The following is a 21,698-nucleotide window of genomic DNA, read 5'->3' as shown; positions in this document are numbered from 1 at the left end:
TGGATCTGAGGTGCAGCCGTTGTACCCAATCGCGTCGCGCGGCTAACGGTTGCGTGCTAGGGCCCCCGCCGGATCCCCCATCCGGCCGATGCCGTCCGCCGTTGCGTACCGCCCGGGCATCCGCCGCCCGCACCGGGTAGCGCCTGTCGGCTATCGGATCGGCGACCGACCTCGCCGTCATCCGGGTGAGTGGACGTAGAACTGCCTCACGGCCCCGCCGAGGAGGACTCATGGACGCCCCGACACCGCCCCTGTACATCGACCGCCCCGAGGACGTCGCGGTCGCGGCCCGCGCGCTTGCTGGCGGCGCGATCGTCGCGGCGGCGTTCGCCAACTTCTACGTCATCGTGACGCGCCCCGACGCGGCCGCCGTACGCCGGGTCAACCTGGCCAAGGGTCGACCGGTCCACCAGGTCGGCAGCATCACCACAGCGATCGGCCGGATCCCCGGGATGTTCGACTGGACGCGGATCTCACCGCGGTTGCCGGTCGGTCGGGTGCGGGCGCTGATGGACGCCCTCTACGGGGCCGGGCCGTTCGGCTTCCGCGGGCCGGCGGCGGATCGGCTCCCCGAGCACCTCACCCAGATCGACCAGGGGATGCGGACCACCCAGGTGATCGCACCGGGGCTGACCTGCCCGTCCAACGCCTTCTTCGAGCGGGCGCTCGCCGAGACCGGAACGGATCACCTCTACATCACCTCGGCGAACCGCTCCCGGCACCTCACCGGCGCGGCGGAGGAGCCGGCGCACTGGAAGGCGGGCGCTCTCGCGGCCGACTTCGCCCACCTCGACGATCTGGTGGTGCTGGTCCACCGGGACGAGGCCGCGGCCCGCGCCGCGTACCCGGGCTATCTCACCACCTCGGTCACCCTGCTCTCGTTCCACGCGCCGGAGGGCGACCTCGAAGAACCGCCGGTGCTCACGGTGGACCGGCACGGATCGCTGCACCTGGACGACGTTCGCCGCGCAGCCGCGCCACTCGGTCTACAGGTGCGCCTGGCCGGAGGTGCTCGGGACCGGTTGCAGGTCCGGGAGTACGCCGGGGCACTGGTGTGAGCGGCTACCGCATCGGCCTGGTGGTGCCCAGTTCCAACACCACAATGGAAGCCGAGATCCCGGCGATGCTGCGCCGACGCGAGGTCGTCGATCCGACGGTCCGCTTCACCACCCACGCCAGCCGGGTACGGCTGCGTCAGGTGACCGCCGACGAGTTGGCCGCAGGTGGCGGCCCGTCTCGGCCGTTCGGTGCTCACCGCGGCGACGGCGACAGTGCATCAACTGCTCACCGGTCTGGGTGTCGAGCCGTACGTGCCCGACGCGGGCCGGTTGTTGGCCGGCTCGGGTCCGCGGTGAATGGCGGGTTGGTTCAGTGCGGTGGTGACGGGGCCTCCGGTGCCTTGCCGTGGCTACGCCGGAAGTCCGCGTAGGCCACGCCGGCCAGCACCAGCAGCCCGCCGACGGAGGCGAAGAGCGGCGGCAGGTACAGCACGCCGGGGGCGATGGTCAGCAGCGCCAGCACCCCACCGGGTCGGGACCACGACACCCGGCTGAACACCTCGTACTCGAAGGAGGCCCGGCCGGCCAGGAAGAGCGCCGGTCCGCCGAGGATCACCGCCAGCCAGGCCGGCGGGGTCCGCCCGGTCGGCTCGTGCAGCACCAGGTGGAAGCCGGACGCGGTGGTGACCACGCCGGCGATCATCAAAAGATGGGTGTACGGGGCGCTGAACAGGAACTTGCTGGGTGACTGGGCTGCCTTGATGGCGGTCGGCAGCAGCTCGCCGGACTTGTGCACGTAGATCCGCCAGAGCAGCAGGGTGGTCAGGAACGCCACCGCGAACGCCCCGATGTTCTCGGTCTCGTTGTGCTCCATGCTGAACATGGTGCCGATCGTCAGGATGGCGTCGCCGAGCGCGATGATGAAGAACTGCTGGTAGCGCTCGGAGAGATGCTCCGCCGTGACGTTGCGCTGCTTCTCGGGCACCACCCCGAGCCCCGGCACCGGGTACGCGAGCCGGAAGCCGACGTAGTCGATGGCGAGCGCGACGGCCCAGCAGGCGATCCGGGCGTCGCCGCTGACGAACGCGCCGATCAGCCACGGGATCGCCGAGACCACGAACCAGAGGAAGATGCGGGCCGCCCGGCGCTGGGTCTGCGGTTCGCGGCGTACCGCCGGCATCAGGAACAGGCCACGCCCGAGGTGGATCGCCACGTAGGTGCCGGCGAAGACGATCCCCCGGTTGTTGAACGCCTCCGGAATCGCCGTGGTCATCAGCAGCGCGCCGAACATCACGGCACTGATCAGCAGCTTGATCTCGGTGCGTTCCGGGTTGTACAGGTCGGTGACCAGCGTGGTGATCGTCCAGGTCCACCAGACGGCGGCCAGCATGATCAGTGCCTCGGCGGCTCGGTGCCAGTCGAGCTGGTCGACCATTCCCCGTGAGATGAGCGCCAGCGCGACCACGTACACCAGGTCGAAGAAGAGTTCGAGGAGGGTGACCCGGCGCGGGGCCTCCGGGTCGCGTACCGGGGGGCGGCTGGCTCGTGGCGATCCGGGCTCCGGCGCGGCGAGGTGCACGGGTCACTCCTGCGAACCGCTCGACTCGACGGACCTGTCCGGTCCACCTGTACGGACGGTAACGAGCGGGGGAGCGCGGGAGCCCGTGTTCGCCCGCTCGTCCCCCAACCGGGTTGTGTCGGGTGGTTACCCCGCTTGCGGAGATGTCGACGGCTTCTCGCCGGCACGGGGGGCGGCGAGGGCGTCGACCAGGCGGCGGGCCGAGCCGGCCAGGTTCCATCGTTGGGCCAGCTCGAGCAGCCGGTCCGGGTCGGCCGGCGCGCTCGGCAGCGCGGTGGGCAGCTCCGGCAGGGGCACGTCCAGAGCGACCCGGACCACAGTCGGCGCGACGCCCAGGTAGTCGCGGGCCGCGACCAGCTTGGCGCGCAGGCCCGGCGCGAAGGACGAGTCGGAGTCGTCGAGCGCGGCCAGGATGCCGGCGATGCTGCCGTACCGCTCGATCAGCCGGGCGGCGGTCTTGTCGCCGACGCCGGCCACCCCGGGCAAACCGTCACTCGGGTCGCCCCGCAGCGCGGCGAAGTCGGCGTACCGGTCGGCGGGCACGCCGTAGCGGGCCCGCACGGCGGCGTCGTCGCAGTCGTCGAGCTTGGCGACGCCGCGCCCGACGTAGAGCAGTCGGACCGGTCGGGCGTCGTCGACGAGTTGGAACAGGTCGCGGTCGCCGGAGACCACCTCGACCGGGCCGGGCTGGGTCACCGAGAGGGTGCCGAGCACGTCGTCCGCCTCGTAGCCGGTAGCGCCGACGGCGGTGATGCCCACCGCGGTCAGCACCTCCAGGATCATCGGCACCTGCGGGGAGAGGGTGTCCGGAACGATCTCGCCGCCCTGTGGGGCGACCCGGTGCGCCTTGTACGACGGCAGCAGGTCGACCCGCCAGGCCGGGCGCCAGTCGTAGTCCAGTGCGCAGATCATCCGGTCGGCGCCCCGCACCCGGATCAGGGTGGCGAGCATGTCGAGGAAGCCGCGCACCGCGTTGACCGGGGTGCCGTCCTCGGCCTTGGCGGCGGACTCCGGAATGCCGAAGTAGGCCCGGAAGTAGAGGCTGGCTGCGTCGATCAACAGGATCGGGGGTCGGTGTGCCACGCCGGACAGCCTGGCACAACCGTCCGACGATCTGGCGTACGCCCGGCCGCGCCGGTGCTGTCAGCGTCGCTCGTCGGGCCGGTAGACGCTCTCCCGCCGGGCCAGGTGCTGCACGATGTAGCTGGTCACCAGCAGCAGGATCGCCACGACCACCTCGACCCAGGCCGCGATGCCGTCGGCGACGGTGACGCCGATGACCAGCAGGACCAGGCCGACCAGGGCGAGCACCCCGGCCCACAGTTGGCGGCGACGGCGTGTTGCCACCCGATTCGGCTCGTTGCCTGCCACGTCGGTCCTCCCGGTCAGGTCACCCGCGCGGGCGCCCCGATCCCAGGCTAGGGCCGCGGGGACGCGCCTTGCCGGAAAACGACCGTGCGGGCTGGTGCCGCGTGGAGCGGACCGCGTGGAGCGCGGTCAGCGTCACCGCGCCGACCGCCGACCCGACCCATGCCGGTCGTGCCGGCGGCCACCAACGCCGCAACACCCCGGCCCGTACGTCGACGTGCAGGTCGTCGTCCCCCGTTCGCCGGGCCAGTGCATTCCAATCTGGAACCGACTATAGTCGGACGGAACCAACGGAGGTAGCCGGTGCGGCGAGAGGATCTTGCCGATGCGGACTGCGGCATCGCGCAGGCGCTCGGCGTGCTGGGGGACTGGTGGACGTTCCTCATCGTGCGTGACGTCGCCGGCGGGACGACCCGCTTCGACGCCCTCCAACGCGAGCTGGGCGTCAGCCGTCGGGCGCTGACCGAGCGCCTCAGCGCCCTGGTCGAGCACGGTGTGCTGGAGCGCAGACCGTACTCGCGACACCCACCCCGGTACGACTATCTGCTCACCACGAGGGGCGAGGGGCTGTTGCCGGTGCTGATCGCGCTGCAGGACTGGGGAACGAGGCATCTGATGGGCGACGGTGACGTGACCGCGACGGCCGACGCCGGCTCGGCCGAGGCGCGCCGCGCGCACGACCTGGTCGGCCGACGGTTGCCCGAGGTCGTCCTGCCCGCCGCCGACGGGCAACCCGTGGCGGTGGCCGCTACGGGCGCGTGGACGGTCCTCTACCTGTTCCCCGGGGCGTACGCGCCGGGGACGCAGGGCTATCCGCCCGGCTGGGCGGAGATTCCCGGCGCTCGGGGGTGCACCCTGGAGTCGACCACGTACGCCAAGCGTCATCCGGACTTCGTGGCAGCAGGTGTCCGGGTCTACGGCGTCAGCACCCAGCGACCCGACCAGCTCGGCGATTTCGCCGCGTACGCCGAACTGCCGTTCCCGCTGCTGTCGGACGAGGACGGTCGGCTGGGGGCGGGGCTGCTGCTGCCGGTGTTCCGCGCGGGTGGGATGACCCGGTTCAAGCGGCTGACCCTGCTGGTCGACCCGGCGGCGGTGGTGCGGGCCGTGCAGTTCCCGGTGACCGACCCGGCGGGCTCGGTGCAGGAGATGCTCACGGCGGTCGGTGAGCACGCGGGAGCCCCCGGCTGACGCCTTCGCGTCGACCGGGGGCCCTACCTGCCAGCTGGGCCGGGGACCCTGCGGGCGCGGCGTCAGGCCGGGAGCGTCCAGCGCTGGTTGGCGCCGGCGAAGCAGTCCCAGATCTGCAACCGGGTGCCGTCGGCGGAGCTGTTGTCGCTGGCGTCGAGGCACTTGTTCGACTGCGGGTTGCGCAGCGTGCCGTTGGACTGTGCCTGCCAGACCTGCGCGCCGCTGCCGTTGCAGTCCCAGAGTTGGACCTTCGCGCCGTTGGCGGTGGAGCCGCTGGTGATGTCGGCGCACTTGCCGAGGGCGCGCAGCGTGCTGTCGCTGGCCACGGTCCAGGTCTGCGCGTTGGTGCCGTTGCAGCTCCAGAGCTGGATGGCGGCGCCGTTGGCGGTGCTCGCCGAGGCCACGTCGACGCACTTGCCGGCGATCCCGGTGATCCGGCCGGTGCGGCCGGTCGGCGGCGGGGTGGTGCCGCCCATGATGGTGTCGTACATGGCGCTGAGCAGTGAGGTCGAGCCGCTGGTGTCCTGCGACAGTTCCCAGTTCATCACGCCGCCGGCGTTGGCCAGCGCCCACTGCGTCTTGCGCTTGACGGTCGGAATGCCGTTCCAGCACTGCTGGCTGCCGCCGATGGTCGCGCAGTCCCGGTTGGCGTTCGCCGGGTCGAGTCCGACCAGGTACGAGTAGTTGTAGTAGACGGGGCGGCTGTAGAACGGGATGCCGAGGACGGCCTTGCTGGCCGGCAGGCCGCGGGCCTTCCACAGGTTGATGCTGTTGATCGACCAGTCGTAGTTGGCGTGCGGGCTGCCGCCGTCGTAGGCCATGATGTTGAGCCAGTCGACCTGGTTGAACACTGCCGGCTGCACGCCGTCGACGGAGTAGCCCTCGCTGACCACGGCGGCGGTGAGCAGCTTGCCGCGACTGTGCAGGGCGCTGCTGAGCTGCGTCATGAGCGCCGTGTAGTTGTTGGCCGAGGCGCCCGCGTCGGGGTACTCCCAGTCCATGTCGACACCGTCGAGGTTGTACTGGTTGACGAAATTGATCAGGTTGTTGACGAAGTTCGTGCGACTGGTGGCGTTGGCGGCGAGCGTCTCGAAGGCCGAGTCGTTGCCGTCGTTCCAGCCGCCGACGGCGATGGAGACCTTGACGTTGTTGGCGTGCCCCTGCGAGACCAGCGAGGAGAGCCGGGCCCCGTCCACCCCTTGCAGGGTGCCGTTGCTGTTGGGCAGGACGAAGGCGTAGTTGATGTGGGTCAGCTTGTTGTACTGGATGGTGTTGATGTTGCCGGCCCAGGAGGGCATGTAGCCGACGCTCTTGAAGTTGTTGGGCAGCACCACGGCCTGCGCGGCGGTGGGAATGACGGTGAGGGTGGCGCCGGCCGTGGCCAGCGCGAGCAGGCCGGCGGCGAGGGCGCGGCGCAGTGGTGAGGACATCGGGGGCCTTCCCGTGGGCGGGGGACGACACCCGCCCGCGCAGGGTTGTCGCGGGCGGGGGTGCGGGGGACGCAGGGACGGGTGGGCCTCGAGGCAGCCAAATCTTAAAGAGTGTTAACTGTCCGCGTCAATCAACGTCGATGGATTTTCCGACGATCGGTGTCGATATGGGGTTTGCCCAAACGACCGTTAAGCTGACGGGGTGGGAATCGACGAGCTGTATCCGCCGGATCGGTTGATCGCCGCGCAGCGCGCGACAGCCGCCGCCGGGCTGGACGCCCTGCTGCTCACCCCCGGCTCCGACCTGCGATATCTGACCGGGTACGACGCCCACGCGGGGGAACGGCTGACCTGCCTGGTGCTGCCCGCCGAGGGTGAGCCGACCCTCGTCGTGCCCCGGCTCGAACGCCCGGCCGCCGAGGCGTCCCCGGCGCCGGCCACCGGGGTACGCATCGTCGACCACGTCGACGGCAGCGACCCGTACCCCCTGGTCGTCGCCGCCCTCGACGGCCCGGTCGCGGCGGTCGGGCTCGCCGACCGGATGTGGGCCGAGCAGGTCCTCGGCCTGCGCGCGGCGCTGCCCGACGCCGCCCAACGCCTCGCCGGGGAGGTGCTGCGCGAGTTGCGGATCCGCAAGTCCCCGGCGGAGGTCGCGGCGCTCACCGAGGCCGGCGCGGCGATCGACGAGGTACACCTGCGGATGGGCGAGTGGCTGCGCCCCGGTCGCACCGAAGCCGAGGTCGGCACCGATATCGCCGCGGCGACCCGCGCCGCCGGGCACGTCACTGTCGACTTCGTCATCGTGGCGGCCGGGCCCAACGCAGCCAGCCCGCACCACGGCACCTCCGACCGGCCGATCGGCGTCGGCGAGCCGGTGGTGGTCGACATCGGCGGCACGATGGCGTCGGGCTACCGCTCGGACTGCACCCGCACCTACCTGGCGGGCGGGTCGGCGCCGGCCGACTTCCTGGACTACTACGCGGTGCTGCGCGACGCGCAACGCGCCGCCGTCGAGGCGGTGCGGCCCGGGATCACCGCCGCGGCGGCCGACGCCGCGGCCCGAGCGCCGATCGCCGCCGCGGGCTACGGTCCCGCGTTCCTGCACCGCACCGGCCACGGCATCGGTCTGGACGGGCACGAGGAGCCGTACCTGGTGGCCGGCAACGACCGACCCCTTGAGGCCGGCATGGCGTTCTCCATCGAACCGGGCATCTACCTGGCGGGCCGGCACGGCGCCCGCATCGAGGACATCGTCGTCTGCACAACCGACGGCGTGCAACGGCTCAACACCACCCCCACGGAGCTCATCGCGCTATGACTGTCGACCGGATCCTCCCCACCGACGAGGCCCACGACCTGCTGGGTCTCGCCACCGAGCTCGCCGACGGCGAGCTCGCGCCGAAGGCCGCGGCCTTCGAGGAACGCGCCGAGTTCCCCCGCGAGGTGCTGCGCACGCTGGGCCGCGCCGGCCTGCTCGGCCTGCCCTACCCCGAGGAGTACGGCGGCGCGGCGCAGCCGTACGAGGTGTACCTGCAGGTGCTGGAGATCCTGGCCAGCCGGTGGCTCGCTGTCGCCGAGGCGGTCAGCGTGCACACCCTGTCCTGCTACCCGGTGGCGGCGTTCGGCAGCGACGAGCAGCGCAAGCTCCTGCCGGACATGCTCGGTGGCGAGTTGCTGGGCGCATACTGCCTCTCCGAGCCGCAGGGGGGCTCGGACGCGGCGGCGCTGACCACCCGGGCGGATCGCGACGGCGACGCGTACCTGGTCTCCGGCACCAAGGCGTGGATCACCCACGCCCGCACGGCCGACTTCTACAACGTCTTCTGCCGCACCGGCGGACCCGGCCCGAAGGGGATCTCCTGCCTGCTCGCCGACGCGGGCACGGCCGGCATCACCCCACAGGCGGCCGAGCGGACGATGGGGCTGCGCGCCTCCCCGGTGGCGCAGATCGCCTTCGACGAGGCGCGGGTGCCGGCCGACCGGTTGATCGGCGGCGAGGGGATGGGCTTCACCATCGCGATGTCCGCGCTGGACTCCGGCCGGTTGGGCATCGCGGCGTGCGCGGTCGGGCTGGCCCAGGCCGCCCTGGACTACGCCGTCTCCTACGCCCGGGAGCGCCAGCAGTTCGGGCGTTCCATCATCGACTTCCAGGGGCTGGGGTTCATGCTCGCCGACGCGGCCACCCAGATCTCCGCCGCCCGCGCGCTGACCCTGGCGGCGGCCCGGCTGCGCGACGCCGGCCGCCCGTACTCGATCGAGGCGGCCAAGGCGAAGCTGTTCGCCACCGACATGGCGATGCGGGTGACCACCGACGCGGTGCAGGTGCTCGGCGGCGCGGGTTACGTGGCCGACCACCCGGTGGAGCGGTACATGCGTGAGGCGAAGGTGTTGCAGATCGTGGAGGGCACCAACCAGATCCAGCGGATGGTGATCTCCCGGGCGCTGACCAAGGGCTGACGACGGTACGTGGTGGTGGGGCTGCGGTGGGTGCGTCACGGTCCACCGCGGTCCGCCACTCGGGTACCTCGTCGCCGTGCGACGGTTTTCCCGGTAGGTTGCACGCCGTGGAGGAGATCGACCGCGCTATCGTCGCCGCGCTGACCGCCGACGGCCGTCTGTCGTACACCGACCTGGCCGAGCGGGTGGGGCTGTCGGTGTCCGCCGTGCACCAGCGGGTCCGTCGGTTGGAGCAGCGCGGGGTGATCAAGGGGTACGCCGCCCGGGTGTCGTTCGAGGCGCTGGACCTGCCGCTGACCGCTTTCGTGGCGATCCGGCCGTTCGATCCGTCGCAGCCGGACGACGCCCCGGAGCGGTTGGCCCACCTGCCGGAGATCGACTCCTGCTATTCGGTGGCGGGGGAGGACTTCTATCTGCTGCTGGTGCGGGTGGCCAGCCCCACCGACCTGGAGCGGGTGCTCCAGGAGATTCGCACCTCGGCGAACGTCACGACCCGCACGACGGTGGTGTTGTCCACGCCGTACGAGAACCGGCCGCCGAAGATCAGCTCTGCGGCACCGAGTCGGTCGCGGTCCCGGGCGCCGGAGGAGCCGGCTGGTTCCACCGCAGGATGACCTGCCGGCCGTGTTCGTGACCGAGCGCGCTGACCGTGGCGGTCTCCAGGCGTAGCCGCCCGCCGGCGGACGGGGGCAGGCCGATCCAGCGGGCACCGAGCACCCGCAGGCTGTGTGCGTGCCCGACCAGCGCGACGGTGCCACGGTCGAGCAGCGGGGTGACGCGGGCCAGCACCCGGTCGAGCCGTTCGCCCACCTGCGCGGGGGACTCCCCGCCGGGGCAGCCGTCGGTCCAGATGTTCCAGTGCGGATCGTCGGCGTGGATGTCGACCGTGGTGCGGCCCTCGTACTCGCCGTAGTTCCACTCGCTGAGGTCCTCGTCGACGGCGTCGACGGTGAGCCCGGCCAGCTGCGCGGTGCGCAGCGCCCGGGATCGGGGACTGGACAGCACGGTGACGAAGCGCCGGCCGGCCAGGAACGCGGCCAGGGTGCGGGCCTGTCGCTCGCCGTCGGGGGTCAGCTCCAGGTCGGTGTACGAGGTGTGCCGCAGGCTGGCGCTCCAGGTGGTCTCGCCGTGCCGGATCAGCAGGAGCTCTCCCATGCGGTCAGTTAACCATCGTGCGGCGTGGCCGACAGGCGACCCTCCCACTACCCATCTTCCTAGGATGCTTTAGCGGGTGTGCCGACCGGCACTGCCGGTTTCGGCACCCGCAGACCGGGCAAGCGAGCCGGGACAACCGCCAGACCGAGGAGGCGCGATGAGCTTCACCGAGAAGGCAAAGAACAAGGCTGAGCAGCTGGCCGGCGCCGCGAGAGAGCGCGTTGGCGACATGACCGACAACGAGCGGATGCGTGGCGAGGGCGCCAGCCAGCAGAGCGACGCGCGCGCCAAGCAGGCCGGTCAGAACGTCAAGGACGCCGGTCGCAACGTGAAGGACTCCTTCACGAAGTGATCGGAGCGGCTTGCGGGTCCCCGGGCGGCACTGCCGCCCGGGGACCCGTCGTGCGGCACCTGCCCCCGCCCTCCACGCCGCGATCTTGCACTTACTGGGCCGACATGAGGGGTGTGCAACCGATGTCGACAACGGAAAGTGCAAGATCGACGAAGTGGGTTGAGCGCGCAGGGCAGTGAGGCTCTTTCGCGTCTGCCATGATCTGCGGCGTGATCCGACCCCGGCTTCGCCCCCTGTGGTGTGGCGTACTGGTTGCGGCGGCCGTTGTCGGCAGTGTCGCGTGCACGGCGTCCCGGGTGCCACCGCCGCAGGGGCCGGTCTTCGTCGGCTCGTCCGCCTCTGCTGCCGCGCCGACCGCCGGCGCATCGCAGGCGGTTCCGACGCCAACGGCTCCCGCCACCCCACAGAGTGCCCCGACGCCGACGGTTGCGGCTGTTCCGGGGGCGACGCGGGTGGGGAGCAGGGCACCGGTGGTGGATCACGGGCCGCGCACCGGTGCCAAGGTCGCGCTGACCTTCGACGCGGACATGACCGACGGAATGTTGGCCAGCCTGCGGGCCGGCCGCGTCAAGTCGTACGCGAACCTGCGCATCCTCGACCTGCTGGAGCGCGAGCAGGTGCCGGCGACGTTCTTCCTGACCGGCAAGTGGGTGCGGCGGTACCCGGACGTGACCCGGCGGATCGCCGACAATCCGCGCTTCGAGCTGGCCAACCACACCTACGGACACGCGGCGTTCACCGCCGACTGTTACGACCTGCCCCGGCTGCCGGTCGACGAGTTGGCCGGCGACGTGGCGAAGACGTTCGAGGTGATCGCGCCGTACGGGGGTCGGCAGACCCGGTACTTCCGGTTCCCGGGGTTGTGCCACGACGCGGCGGCGCTGGACGCCCTGGCCCCGCTGGGCGTGACAGTGGTCGACGGGGACGTGGTCAGCGGCGATCCTTTCGCGACGGCGTGGAAGCCGTTGGTGCGGGCGGTGTTGGACCATGTTCGGCCCGGCTCGGTGGTGATCATGCACGTGACCGAGGCGAACGCGGCGATGACCGATGAGGCGTTGCCGCACATCCTGGCCGGGTTGCGTGAACGGGGCCTGGTGCCGGCGCCGTTGTCCGAGGTGTTGGTGGCCTGACGGCCCGTCGCGCCGGGGCGCGTTCGCGTGACCTGTCACGGTTGAGGTCCTCCCGGACATGGAGTGGATGTGAGCTCCGGCATCGAGTACTACGAGGACCACTTCCGGCGCGTCTACGTGGCGGACTTCGAGCCGTTGTTGGCGTACGCGCTGCGGCGCGTCGAGTACCCCGAGGACGCGGCCGACGTCGTCGCGGAGACGTTCCTGGTGGCGTGGCGTCGTCGGCACGACATTCCGGACGGTGCCGAGGCCCGTCTCTGGCTGTACGGGGTGGCCCGGCGGGTGTTGGCCAACCATCACCGTGGCGGCGTGCGCCGGCAGCGGCTGGGTGAGCGGTTGCGTCAGCAGATCGTCGCCACGGTGGGCGCCGATCCGGGCAGTGAGGTGCCCGAGCGGCTCGCCGTCCGGGCGGCGTTGGCGGGTCTGGGTGGGCTGGATCGGGAGGTGCTGATGCTCACGGTCTGGGAGGGTCTGCAACCGCGCGAGGTGGCGGCGGTCCTGGGGGTGGGTCCGGCCGTGGTCCGGAGCCGACTGTCGCGGTCGCGCGCCCGGCTTCGGGAGCTTGTCGGTGACGACCTCGGACCGCCCGGACATGTACTCGACGTGCTGACCGCAGCCACCCGCAAGGAGCAGAGATGACCGAGGAACAGCTGGACCGGCTGGTTCGCGACGCCGACCCCGCTCGGCCGGACATCGTCGGTGCCCTCGGCGGGGTGAAGCAGTCCATCCTGGAGGAGATCATGTCGGAGTCGACGCTCGATCGTTTCGTGGAGCCGCCGCGTCGGCGACCGGGGGCGGGGTGGACGGTGCGTCGCTTCGCGGGTGTGGTGACGGCGGCCGCGGTGCTCGCCAGCGTCCTTGGTGTGTCCGTCCTGCTGGGTGAGCCGGGGGAGGGCGGTGAGGCGCCTTCCGCGCCCACCGGCGGTGCGCCGGTTGTCTACTCGCCGGTGGCGATGCGAGCCGCGGAGAAGAATCCGCGGCTGCTGATCAACCAGCCGGGCTGGGTGGCGACCACCGTGTACGGGTTCGCCCAGGAGCAGGGCACCATCGCGTTTCGTCGAGGCGATCGAGAGTTGGAGATGAACTGGTACCCGGCTGGCGGGTATGCGGACCGTTTCGCCGACCGGCTCGAGGTCAGCCGGCCGGAGGCGGTGCGGGTCGACGGCTGGGCTGGTGATCTGTTCCGGTACTCCGCCCGGGATTTCGCGGTGATCCTGCGTCCCCGCGACGGTGTGTTCGTGGAGATGCGTACCGGGGACAACTGGTCCCGTGGGGAGTTCGACCGGGTTCTCGCGGCGGTCGTGCGCGTGGATGTTCGGACCTGGTTGGGCGCGCTGCCGGCGGAGATCGTCACGCCGGAGCGGGTGCGGGTGCGGGCGGGTGAGGTGCTCGCTGGCGTGCCGCTTCCGCCGGGCTTCGATGTCGCGGCGCTGGAGGAGGTCGGTGTGAACGACTCGTACCAGTTCGGTGCCGCGGTGACGTCGCTTGTGGGCTGCGGGTGGATCGCGGAGTGGCAGCGGGCGAGGGCGGGCGGGGACGAGGCCGCGGTGCGGCGGGCCGTCGAGGCGTTGCGCGGTAGCCACAGCTGGGGGGTGTTGCGGGAGATGGACGAGGCCGGTGACTGGCCGGAGGTGTTCTGGGAGTACGCCGACGAGGTGGCGGCGGGGAGGCTGCCGGCCGGGTACGCGCAGGGCCTGGGCTGTCGGTGACTGTGGACGGCGACACCCCCGGGGAGGTCCCGGGGGTGTCGCCGTCGGTGGGTCAGTCGTCGCGGTGGTCGGCCCACCACTGCTGGCCGCCCTCGGGCAGGGTGTCGATCGGGTCGTAGTAGGCGTAGCGCTTGTTGAGCGCCTCCAGGTCGGCGGATTCGATGGAGGTGCGGTAGTTCTTCGTCCAGTAGGAGATGCCGCGCTCACGGTCGTAGTCGGTGAGCATGTGCACCCAGCGCTTGCCGACGAAGGGGACGTCGCAGACGATGCGGGGGGTGGCGTAGCCGGGGAGGTAGCCCATGATGTCGTGTTGGAGTTGCTGGGCGTGCCAGACCGGGACCCGCCAGTGTTCGGCGTTGGGGATCATGTCGCACATGTAGAAGTAGTACGGCAGGATCCCGGCTTCGCCTTGGAGGGCGAAGCAGAGGTCGAGCAGTTCCGGTGTGGTGGCGTTGACGCCGCGCATGAGGACGCCCTGGTTGCGGACGTCGCGGACGCCGACGTCGAGGGCGGTCTGGGTGGCTTTGGCGACCAGTGGGGTGAGCGACTGGGCGTGGTTGACGTGGGTGTGGATGGCGAGGTTGACGCCGCGGCGGGCGGCGGTGCGGGCGACGCGTTCCAGGCCCTCGACGACGTCGGGTTGCAGCCAGTGCTGGGGGAGGCCCATGAGGGCCTTGGTGGCGAGCCGGATGTCGCGGACCGTCTCCAGTTCCAGTAGGCGCATGAGGTACGACTCGAGGTTGCGCCAGGGGACGTTGGCCACGTCGCCGCCGGAGACGACAACGTCGCGGACGCCGGGGTGGGCCTTGAGGTAGGCGATGTGGGCGTCGTAGCGGTCGACGGGCTTGAGGGTGAGTTTGAGTTTGTCGACGGCGGGGGTGGAGTTGCCGACGAGGTCCATCCTGGTGCAGTGCCCGCAGTACTGGGGGCAGGTGGAGAGCAGTTCGGCGAGGACCTTGGTGGGGTAGCGGTGGGTGAGCCCTTCGGCGACCCACATGTCGTGCTCGTGGAGACTGTCGCGGCTGGCGTAGGGGTGTGAGGGCCAGTCGGTGCGTCGGTCGGAGGCGACCGGGATCATGTAGCGGCGGATGGGGTCGGCGAGCAGCGCCTCGGTGGTGAGGGTCGCGAACGGCACCATCGTGTTGATCATTTGTGGTGGCACCAGCATGGACATGGTGGCCAGGGCCAACTGGTCGGCCTCGAGGTCGGCGTAGAAGGTCTCGTCGATCAGGTCGCCGAAGACGGCGCGGAGCTGCTTGATGTTCTTGACGCAGTTGACGCGCTGCCACTGGGCTGACTCCCACTGGTCGCGGGTGACGTGGCGCCAGCCGGGGAAGCGGGTCCAGTCGGGTTCGACCAGGGGGCGTCGGTGGTACTCGTAGGGCTGCCCGGCGGTCGGTGCGGCGACCGGGGCGTGACGGGGTTGAGGGATGCTCTCAACCGGTTGGGTCTGGGTCACGGCCCCTCCTCGGTGTTGCGGCTGATCAGCGAAGCCCGAAGGCTACTGGAAAATATTCGGTATAGAAACTAGTCTGCCGTAAGTTTTCCCGTTACGCGAGCCTTGGTCGGGGCTTCGGGCGGCTGACAGGGGGAGGTTGGCGTGACGTCACCGGTGGGACTGCACCGCGTCGTGCAACCGGCGGGGGTGCTGCCGCAGGCGGCCTGGCGCCTGGACACGTCGGCGGCGATCGCGCCGAACGAGGTGCGGATCCGGGTGCAGCGGCTCAACCTGGACGCGGCGAGTTTCCGGCAGTTGTCGGAGAAGCACGGCGGGGACGGTGACGCGGTCCGTGCCGAGGTGCTGGAGATCATCGAGACCCGGGGGAAGATGCAGAACCCGGTGACCGGGTCGGGCGGGATGTTGATCGGCACTGTCGAGGAGGCCGGTCGGCGGTCCCCGCTGGGGCTCAGGGCGGGGGAGCGGGTTGCCACCCTGGTGTCGTTGACGTTGACGCCCCTGGTGATCACCGACGGGTTGGCCCGCTGGGACGGGCGCAGCGAGCAGGTGCCCTGTGACGGGTGGGCGATCCTGTTCGCGCGCTCCATCGCCGCGGTGCTGCCCGACGACGAGGATCCGCAGCTGTCCCTCGCGGTTCTGGACGTGTGCGGGGCGCCCGCGCTGACCGCCCGGGTGGTGTCGCGCTACGTGGAGGAGCGTCGGCGTACCGGTGATCCGACGCCGGTGCGGGTCGCGGTGATCGGTGGGGCCGGTAAGAGCGGGTCGTTGTCTCTCGCGGCGGCGCGACGGGCGGGCGCCGCGCGTACCGTCGGGGTGGTGCCGGTGGCGGCGGAGCGCGACGCGCTGGTGGCCGCTGGTCTGGCGTCGGTGGTGGCGTTGGCCGATGCGCGCGACCCGGTGGGGCTGTCCACGGCGGTGACCACCGCGTTGGGGGTGCCGGCGGACGTGACGGTGGTCTGCGTGGACGTGCCGGGCTGTGAGCACGGGGCGGTGCTGGCCACCGCGGACGGTGGCACGGTGATTTTCTTCTCGATGGCGACGAGCTTCTCCGCCGCGGCGTTGGGCGCGGAGGGGTTGGCCGCGGACGTGACGATGCTGGTGGGCAACGGGTACGTGCCGGGGCACGCGGAGTTGGCGCTGGGGCTGCTGCGGGCCGAGCCGGGGGTGCGTCAGTTGTTCGCGGCGCGGGTCGCGGCAGACTGAGGTCATGACGAACCCCTCGACGTTGTATCGCGGCGGCGTGCTGCACTGCCCCGCCGAGCCGAGCGCTACCGCGCTGTTGGTGTCCGGTGGGCGGATTGCCTGGTTGGGGACCGACGGTGACGCGCCGTCGGCCGACCGGGTGGTTGACCTGGGTGGGGCGTTGGTGACGCCGGCGTTCGTCGACGCGCACGTGCACACCACCGACACCGGGTTGGCGCTGTCCGGGTTGGCGCTGTCCGGGGTGCGTTCGGCGGGGCAGTTGCTCGACGCGGTGGCGGGGTTCGCGGCGGCTCTGCCGGCGGACGCGGTGGTGCTCGGGCACGGCTGGGACGAGTCGGGTTGGTCGGATCCGACGTTGCCGGACGCCGCGGCGCTGGACCGGGCGGCCGGTGGTCGGCGGGTGTACCTGTCGCAGGCGTCGATCCACTCGGCGTTGGTGTCGTCGGCGTTGCTGGCGGCGTGCCCGCAGGCGGCGCAGGCGGCCGGTTACGACGCGTCGGGCTGGTTGCGGCGCGACGCGCACCACGTGGTGCGGGCGGCCGCGCAGGCGTCGGTGAGTCGGGCGCAGCGGGTCGCGGCGCAGCGGGTGGCCCTGGGCCACGCGGCGTCGTTGGGGATCGCGGCGGTGCACGAGTGTGGTGGCCCGGAGATCTCCGACGAGGAGGACTTCACCGGTCTGCTGGGCATCTCCGGCGCGGGGTTGCCGGAGGTGTACGGGTACTGGGGTGAGTTGGGTGGCGCGGCGCGGGCCCGGGAGTTGGGCGCGGTCGGCGCCGGTGGAGACCTGTTCGCCGACGGGGCGTTGGGTTCGCGCACGGCGCACGTGTCGCAGCCGTACGGCGACGGTGACGGCTGTGGGCACGGGTACCTGTCTGTCGAGCAGGTGCGTGATCACCTGTTGGACTGCGCGGCGCACGGCATGCAGGGCGGGTTCCACGCCATCGGTGACGCGGCGATCGGCACCGTCATGGACGGGTTCGCGGCGGCGGCGCGGACGGTGGGGGTGGAGCGGTTGCGGGCGGCCCGGCACCGCATCGAACATGCGGAGATCATGAGCAAGGCGTTGATCGCGCGGTTCGTGGAGTACGGGGTGGTGGCGAGCATGCAGCCGGCGTTCGACAGGTTGTGGGGTGGCGCGGGCCGGATGTACGAGACGCGGTTGGGGTTGGACCGGTCGCTGGAGTCGAACCCGATGGGTGCGATGCACTCGGTGGGGGTGGCGTTGGCGTTCGGGTCGGATTCGCCGGTGACGCCGCTGGACCCGTGGGGGTCGGTGCGGGCGGCGGTGGCGCACCACAACCCGGCGCAGCGGATGGGTGTGCGTTCGGCGTTCGCGGCGCACACCCGGGGCGGGTGGCGGGCGGTGCACCTGGACGTCGAGGGGGTCCTTGCGTTGGGTGCGCCGGCGACGTTCGCTGTGTGGTCGACGCCGGCGGGGGTGGAGCGGGGTCTGCCGGTGTTGCAGGCCGAGGACCCGGAGGCGCGGGGTGCGGACGACCCGACGCCGCTGCCGGTGTGTCGGCGCCTGGTGCTGCGCGGTGAGGTCATCTACGAGGAAGGGTCATCATGACCGGAAAGCTTGATCTTGATCCGGTGCTGGTGGCGCGGGCGCGGGAGTTGGCGCGTCGGGCCGGGCAGCCGGTGGTGGACCTGGCGCGCAGCCACACCACGGTGTCGGTGGAGCGGGCGGTCCTGCGGTTGGCCGGGGTGACCGGCGCCGACCCGGACGGTATTCCGTGGGTGAACCGGCTCGTCGACGCGGTCGCCGCGGACGTGGGGTTGGGTCACGGGGTGGCGGTGCCGGTGTTCGACGCGCTGGTCCGTGAGGGCAGCACCGACGTGACGTTGCTGGCGCAGAAGGCCGCTGCGGGGTCGGTGCGGTTCACCCAGCCCACCGGGCGGGCCGCGACGGCGGCCCGGTCGGCGGCGCGCAGGGCCGTCGGCGCGGGTATCCGGCGCATCGACCGGCGGCGCGCCGAGCGGGACCGGCTCATCAAGCGCCACGGTGACCCGAAGCAGCGGCCGTGGATCTACCTGATCGTCGCCACCGGCGACATCTATGAGGACATTCCGCAGGCGCAGGCGGCGGCGCGGGCCGGCGCGGACGTGATCGCGGTGATCCGCTCCACCGGGCAGTCGCTGCTGGACTACGTGCCCGAGGGCGCGACCCGGGAGGGTTTCGCCGGCACGTACGCCACGCAGGAGAACTTCCGGCTGATGCGCGCGGCGTTGGACGAGTCGTCGAAGGAGGTGGGCCGCTACGTGCGGTTGACCAACTACGCCTCCGGGCTGTGCATGCCGGAGATGGCGACCCTGGCCGGGCTGGAACGCCTCGACATGATGTTGAACGACTCGATGTACGGGATTCTGTTCCGTGACATCAACCCGGTGCGCACGTTCGTCGACCAGCGGTTCTCCCGGCAGGTGCACGCCCGCGCCGGGATCATCATCAACACCGGTGAGGACAACTACCTGACCACCGCCGACGCTGTCGACGAGGCGCACACGGTGACGGTGTCGCAGCTGCTCAACGAGTTCTTCGCCCACGAGGCGGGGTTGGCGGACTGGCAGTTGGGGTTGGGGCACGCGTTCGAGATCAACCCGGAGGTGCCGGAGTCGTTCCGGTTGGAGTTGGCGCACGCGTTGCTGGCCCGGGAGTTGTTCCCCGACGCGCCGTTGAAGTGGATGCCGCCGACGAAGCACATGACCGGTGACGTGTTCCGGGGCAACCTGCTCGACGGGTTCTTCAACCTGGCCGGGGCGCTGACCGGTCAGGGCATCCTGCTGGTGGGGATGATGACCGAGGCGGTGGTGACGCCGTGGTTGTCCGACCGGGACATCGCCCTGCAGAACGTGCGGTACGTCCTCGGCGCGGCCGGTGGGCTGCACGAGGACTTCGTGCCGGCGCCGGGCGGGTTCATCCGCCGCCGCGCCAACCAGGTCCTCGGTGAGGCACTGGACCTGCTGGAACGCATCGGGGAGCAGACGTTGCTCACGGCGATCGCCGAGGGCACCTTCGGGATCATGAAGCGGCCCGCGGACCGGGGCAAGGGCCTGTCCGGGGTCGCCGCGCACGAGGCCGACTACTGCAATCCGGCCACCGACATCCTGGAGGCGGCGGCGTGAGCGGGGAGAAGCAGATCGTGCGCCCGTACGGGGACACCACCGGTGACGGCATGGTGCAGGTGTCGTTCACCCTGCCGGTGACCCACGACAAGCGCGCCGAGGGCGCTGCGGTGCAGTTGGCCAACAAGATGGGCATCGACCCGGCGATGGTGGTGCACGCCAAGCCGATGGGCGACGGGTTCACGTTCTTCGTCGTCTACGGGCGGGTCAACCACCTGGTCGACCTCAACGCCGTGCAGGTGGTGGAACGGGACTTCGCGTTGCTGTCGGCGAAGGACGTCAACACGGTGATCAAGCAGCGGTTGCGGCGCAAGCTGTCAGTGGTCGGGGCGTGCATCGGCACCGACGCGCACACGGTGGGCATCGACGCGATCCTCAACGTCAAGGGCATCGCGGGGGAGAAGGGCCTGGAGTACTACCGGGAGTTGAAGGTCACCAACATGGGTGCGCAGGTCAGCGTGCCGGAGCTGGTGGAGACCGCCCGGGCGGAGAGGGCCGACGCGGTGCTCGTGTCGCAGGTGGTCACCCAACGCGACGCGCACCTGCACAACACCCGGGAGATGTCGGCGGCGTTCCGGGAGGCGATGCCGGCGGGGCGGCGGCCGCTGCTGATCGTCGGTGGCCCCCGCTTCGACGAGTCGATGACCGACGAGTTGGGCGTGGACCGGATCTTCGGTCGGGGCACCACGCCCGGCGAGGTGGCCAGCTACCTCGTGCACGCCCTGATCACGCAACGGAAGGCGATGGCATGACCGACGAACGGCTCGGGTTGACGGTGACGCACCGGCGGTATGTGCCGTACTCGCACGCCCACTACGCGGGCAACCTCGTCGACGGGGCGTACGCGCTGGGGTTGTTCGGTGACGTCGCCACCGAGGTGTGCATCCACACCGACGGCGACGAGGGCCTGTTCGCCGGGTACACCGACGTGCGGTTCCACGCCCCTATCCACGCCGGGGACGTGGTGCAGGTGACCGCGCAGGTGTCGCGGGTGGGCACCCGCAGCCGCACCCTGGAGTTGAGCTGCGCGGTGGTGTGCCGGGGCCGCCCGGACCGGTCCGCGTCCGCCGCTGAGGTCCTGGACCCGCCGATCGTGGCGGTCACCGCGACCGGCACCGTGGTCGTCCCCGCCGCGTCGTGACCCTGGCGGTCTGCGCCGACGTCGGTTCCACGTACACGAAGGTGGCGGTGGTGGACCTGGCCGGCGGTGTCCTGGCCGGCGCGGCGTCGGCGCCCACCACAGTGGGCAGCGACGTGCTGCACGGCCTCGACGCCGCTGTCGCGGCGGCCACCGCCGGGCTCGGCGTGCGCGACGTGCCCTGGTACGTGTGCTCGTCGGCCGGTGGTGGGCTGCGGCTGGCCGTGATCGGCTACGAGCCGCTGGTCACCGCGCAGGCCGGCCGGCGGGTCGGGTTGTCCGCCGGCGCGCACGTGGTGCACGTCGCGGCCGGCCGGCTCGGCGCCGCCGACCTGACGGCGTTGCGGGCGGCCCGCCCGGACGTGGTGCTGCTCGTGGGTGGCACCGACGGCGGCGACGCCGACACGATCACCCACAACGCGACCCGCCTGGCCCGGGCCCGGTGGCGCCGGCCCGTGGTGTACGCGGGCAACGCCGACGTGCGCGAGCAGGTGACCGGGCTGCTGCGCGACGCCGGGGTGCCGGTCACCGACGCCGACAACGTCCTGCCGCGTATCGGGGTGCTCGCCCCGGCGTCGGCGCGGGCGGCGATCCGGGCGGTGTTCCTGCGCCACGTCATCGGCGGTAAACGACTGTCGAGGGGGGCCCGGTTCGCGCGGTTGGTGCGGGCGGCCACTCCCGACGCGGTGCTCACCGGTGTGGAGGTGCTCGCCGACACCCTCGGCGGGGACCTGGCAGTGGTCGACGTGGGTGGGGCCACCACCGACGTGTACTCGGTGCTCACGCCCGACGAGCGGGCCACCGGGCTGGGCCGGGAGGTCGCCGGCAGCCTGTGGCGGGCCCGCACCGTGGAGGGCGACCTAGGCATGCGGTGGAGCGCCCCCGGGGTGGTGCGGGCCGCCGCGGAGGAGCGGCTGCTCGCCGCCGGTGAGGCCGACGATTTGGGTGCCGCTGCGGCGCGCCGGGCGGCCGACCCGGCGTTCCTGGCCGTCGACGCCGTCGAGCGGGCCGTGGACCGGCGCATCGCCACCCTCGCCGCGACTGTGGCGCTGCGCCGGCACGCCCGGGGCGCCGCCACCGGTGAGCGGGCCGGGCGGGACCTGCGCGACGTGCGGATGCTGGTGGGCTCCGGTGGGGTGTTGCGGCACTCGACGGCGGACGTGTCCGGGCAGGTGCTGACGGCGGTCCTGGCCGACCACGCCGGTGGGTGGGCGTTGCCGCGCGCCGCCGCGGCGGTGGTCGACGCCGACTACGTGTTGGCCGCCGGAGGGCTGCTCGCCGAGGAGCACCGGGCGGCCGCGCAGGCGCTGCTGCGTCAGCATCTGCGTACGCATTGAGACTCGCCGACCCGACACGCCGTGTCGCAACACACGACAGGCCGGCTGCGGGTTGACAACCGACGG

At 71.7% G+C, this 21,698-nt stretch carries 22 protein-coding genes; 16 read left to right on the top strand and 6 right to left on the bottom strand.

What is annotated here, in order from left to right:
- The first annotated feature begins 230 nt into the window (after window positions 1-230).
- Together AB0B94_RS21460 and AB0B94_RS21455 are read left to right on the top strand one after the other, a co-directional pair.
- The gene (locus tag AB0B94_RS21460) at window positions 231-1,058 is read left to right on the top strand and encodes a hypothetical protein (protein ID WP_238670699.1); all 828 of its coding nucleotides are present in this window, start codon (window positions 231-233) and stop codon (window positions 1,056-1,058) included.
- 165 nt (window positions 1,059-1,223) lie between these two features.
- Window positions 1,224-1,355 carry a hypothetical protein gene (locus AB0B94_RS21455; RefSeq protein WP_357282678.1) on the top strand — a complete coding sequence of 44 codons (132 nt, stop codon included), beginning with the start codon at window positions 1,224-1,226 and terminating at the stop codon, window positions 1,353-1,355.
- 13 nt (window positions 1,356-1,368) lie between these two features.
- Here the strand turns inward: AB0B94_RS21455 and AB0B94_RS21450 are convergent, their stop codons facing one another.
- The 3 genes from AB0B94_RS21450 to AB0B94_RS21440 form a co-directional block, all read right to left on the bottom strand.
- The gene (locus AB0B94_RS21450; protein WP_357282676.1) at window positions 1,369-2,577 is read right to left on the bottom strand and encodes a low temperature requirement protein A; all 1,209 of its coding nucleotides are present in this window, start codon (window positions 2,575-2,577) and stop codon (window positions 1,369-1,371) included.
- Between the two features lie 126 nt (window positions 2,578-2,703).
- Entirely contained in the window at window positions 2,704-3,660 is a 957-nt protein-coding gene (locus AB0B94_RS21445) for a 5'-3' exonuclease (RefSeq protein ID WP_357282673.1), read from the bottom strand.
- Between the two features lie 60 nt (window positions 3,661-3,720).
- A complete protein-coding gene (locus tag AB0B94_RS21440; protein WP_357282671.1) occupies window positions 3,721-3,924 on the bottom strand; it encodes a hypothetical protein in 204 nt (67 codons plus the stop codon).
- A gap of 324 nt (window positions 3,925-4,248) precedes the next feature.
- Here AB0B94_RS21440 and AB0B94_RS21435 point away from each other — a divergent pair, with 324 nt between their 5' ends.
- On the top strand, window positions 4,249-5,136 hold the full coding sequence (locus AB0B94_RS21435; protein WP_357282669.1) for a winged helix-turn-helix transcriptional regulator: 888 nt from the start codon (window positions 4,249-4,251) through the stop codon (window positions 5,134-5,136).
- Window positions 5,137-5,198: 62 nt separating this feature from the next.
- Here AB0B94_RS21435 and AB0B94_RS21430 read toward each other — a convergent pair whose 3' ends face one another.
- The gene (locus tag AB0B94_RS21430; RefSeq protein WP_357282666.1) at window positions 5,199-6,566 is read right to left on the bottom strand and encodes a glycosyl hydrolase family 18 protein; all 1,368 of its coding nucleotides are present in this window, start codon (window positions 6,564-6,566) and stop codon (window positions 5,199-5,201) included.
- A gap of 202 nt (window positions 6,567-6,768) precedes the next feature.
- On the opposite strand from AB0B94_RS21430, the gene AB0B94_RS21425 reads away from it, so the two are divergent.
- The 3 genes from AB0B94_RS21425 (at window position 6,769) to AB0B94_RS21415 (ending at window position 9,637) form a co-directional block, all read left to right on the top strand.
- Window positions 6,769-7,884, top strand: a complete 1,116-nt coding sequence (locus AB0B94_RS21425) for a Xaa-Pro peptidase family protein (RefSeq protein WP_357282663.1) — start codon at window positions 6,769-6,771, stop codon at window positions 7,882-7,884.
- Entirely contained in the window at window positions 7,881-9,023 is a 1,143-nt protein-coding gene (locus tag AB0B94_RS21420) for an acyl-CoA dehydrogenase family protein (RefSeq protein WP_357282661.1), read from the top strand. The genes AB0B94_RS21425 and AB0B94_RS21420 overlap by 4 nt, the downstream gene beginning before the upstream one ends.
- A 107-nt stretch (window positions 9,024-9,130) precedes the next feature.
- Window positions 9,131-9,637 carry an Lrp/AsnC family transcriptional regulator gene (locus tag AB0B94_RS21415; protein WP_091398289.1) on the top strand — a complete coding sequence of 169 codons (507 nt, stop codon included), beginning with the start codon at window positions 9,131-9,133 and terminating at the stop codon, window positions 9,635-9,637.
- Here the strand turns inward: AB0B94_RS21415 and AB0B94_RS21410 are convergent.
- Complete coding sequence (locus tag AB0B94_RS21410) at window positions 9,567-10,178, bottom strand: histidine phosphatase family protein (protein ID WP_091398285.1); 612 nt, start codon at window positions 10,176-10,178, stop codon at window positions 9,567-9,569. The genes AB0B94_RS21415 and AB0B94_RS21410 overlap by 71 nt on opposite strands.
- 157 nt (window positions 10,179-10,335) lie before the next feature.
- Between AB0B94_RS21410 and AB0B94_RS21405 the strand changes: the two genes are divergently transcribed.
- The 4 genes from AB0B94_RS21405 to AB0B94_RS21390 all read left to right on the top strand — a co-directional run bounded on the left by AB0B94_RS21405 (window position 10,336) and on the right by AB0B94_RS21390 (window position 13,369).
- A complete protein-coding gene (locus tag AB0B94_RS21405; protein WP_238670709.1) occupies window positions 10,336-10,530 on the top strand; it encodes a CsbD family protein in 195 nt (64 codons plus the stop codon).
- A 470-nt stretch (window positions 10,531-11,000) separates the two neighbouring features.
- Complete coding sequence (locus tag AB0B94_RS21400; RefSeq protein ID WP_357282655.1) at window positions 11,001-11,660, top strand: polysaccharide deacetylase family protein; 660 nt, start codon at window positions 11,001-11,003, stop codon at window positions 11,658-11,660.
- A gap of 69 nt (window positions 11,661-11,729) precedes the next feature.
- Complete coding sequence (locus AB0B94_RS21395) at window positions 11,730-12,299, top strand: RNA polymerase sigma factor (RefSeq protein ID WP_357282653.1); 570 nt, start codon at window positions 11,730-11,732, stop codon at window positions 12,297-12,299.
- A complete protein-coding gene (locus tag AB0B94_RS21390; protein ID WP_357282650.1) occupies window positions 12,296-13,369 on the top strand; it encodes a hypothetical protein in 1,074 nt (357 codons plus the stop codon). Before AB0B94_RS21395 ends, AB0B94_RS21390 begins: the two co-directional genes overlap by 4 nt.
- A 52-nt stretch (window positions 13,370-13,421) precedes the next feature.
- Here the strand turns inward: AB0B94_RS21390 and AB0B94_RS21385 are convergent, their stop codons facing one another.
- Window positions 13,422-14,828 carry a lysine 2,3-aminomutase gene (locus tag AB0B94_RS21385; RefSeq protein ID WP_357282648.1) on the bottom strand — a complete coding sequence of 469 codons (1,407 nt, stop codon included), beginning with the start codon at window positions 14,826-14,828 and terminating at the stop codon, window positions 13,422-13,424.
- A gap of 153 nt (window positions 14,829-14,981) precedes the next feature.
- Between AB0B94_RS21385 and AB0B94_RS21380 the strand changes: the two genes are divergently transcribed.
- The 6 genes from AB0B94_RS21380 to AB0B94_RS21355 are packed head-to-tail and all read left to right on the top strand — an operon-like array spanning window position 14,982 to window position 21,632.
- Window positions 14,982-16,031, top strand: a complete 1,050-nt coding sequence (locus AB0B94_RS21380) for a zinc-binding alcohol dehydrogenase (protein ID WP_357282956.1) — start codon at window positions 14,982-14,984, stop codon at window positions 16,029-16,031.
- Between the two features lie 4 nt (window positions 16,032-16,035).
- Complete coding sequence (locus AB0B94_RS21375; protein ID WP_357282646.1) at window positions 16,036-17,601, top strand: amidohydrolase; 1,566 nt, start codon at window positions 16,036-16,038, stop codon at window positions 17,599-17,601.
- On the top strand, window positions 17,598-19,157 hold the full coding sequence (locus AB0B94_RS21370) for a lysine 5,6-aminomutase subunit alpha (protein WP_357282643.1): 1,560 nt from the start codon (window positions 17,598-17,600) through the stop codon (window positions 19,155-19,157). The genes AB0B94_RS21375 and AB0B94_RS21370 overlap by 4 nt, the downstream gene beginning before the upstream one ends.
- A complete protein-coding gene (locus tag AB0B94_RS21365) occupies window positions 19,154-19,909 on the top strand; it encodes an OAM dimerization domain-containing protein (protein WP_357282641.1) in 756 nt (251 codons plus the stop codon). The genes AB0B94_RS21370 and AB0B94_RS21365 overlap by 4 nt, the downstream gene beginning before the upstream one ends.
- Window positions 19,906-20,298, top strand: coding sequence for a hotdog domain-containing protein (locus tag AB0B94_RS21360; RefSeq protein ID WP_357282639.1), 393 nt, complete (start codon window positions 19,906-19,908; stop codon window positions 20,296-20,298). Before AB0B94_RS21365 ends, AB0B94_RS21360 begins: the two co-directional genes overlap by 4 nt.
- Entirely contained in the window at window positions 20,295-21,632 is a 1,338-nt protein-coding gene (locus AB0B94_RS21355) for a glutamate mutase L (RefSeq protein WP_357282637.1), read from the top strand. Before AB0B94_RS21360 ends, AB0B94_RS21355 begins: the two co-directional genes overlap by 4 nt.
- Window positions 21,633-21,698 lie beyond the last annotated feature (66 nt).

Origin of the sequence: Micromonospora sp. NPDC048986 (genome assembly GCF_040649335.1) — a bacterium.
Lineage (GTDB): Bacteria > Actinomycetota > Actinomycetes > Mycobacteriales > Micromonosporaceae > Micromonospora > Micromonospora alfalfae.
This window is presented reverse-complemented; position numbering and strand designations above follow the sequence as displayed.

Bases quoted from the DNA above. Each gene is read 5' to 3' on its own strand.
- AB0B94_RS21370 (WP_357282643.1), top strand. From the start codon at position 17,598: ATGACCGGAAAGCTTGATCTTGATCCGGTGCTGGTGGCGCGGGCGCGG.
- AB0B94_RS21430 (WP_357282666.1), bottom strand. From the start codon at position 6,566: ATGTCCTCACCACTGCGCCGCGCCCTCGCCGCCGGCCTGCTCGCGCTG.
- AB0B94_RS21405 (WP_238670709.1), top strand. From the start codon at position 10,336: ATGAGCTTCACCGAGAAGGCAAAGAACAAGGCTGAGCAGCTGGCCGGC.
- AB0B94_RS21420 (WP_357282661.1), top strand. From the start codon at position 7,881: ATGACTGTCGACCGGATCCTCCCCACCGACGAGGCCCACGACCTGCTG.
- AB0B94_RS21375 (WP_357282646.1), top strand. From the start codon at position 16,036: ATGACGAACCCCTCGACGTTGTATCGCGGCGGCGTGCTGCACTGCCCC.
- AB0B94_RS21410 (WP_091398285.1), bottom strand. From the start codon at position 10,178: ATGGGAGAGCTCCTGCTGATCCGGCACGGCGAGACCACCTGGAGCGCC.
- AB0B94_RS21360 (WP_357282639.1), top strand. From the start codon at position 19,906: ATGACCGACGAACGGCTCGGGTTGACGGTGACGCACCGGCGGTATGTG.
- AB0B94_RS21460 (WP_238670699.1), top strand. From the start codon at position 231: ATGGACGCCCCGACACCGCCCCTGTACATCGACCGCCCCGAGGACGTC.
- AB0B94_RS21390 (WP_357282650.1), top strand. From the start codon at position 12,296: ATGACCGAGGAACAGCTGGACCGGCTGGTTCGCGACGCCGACCCCGCT.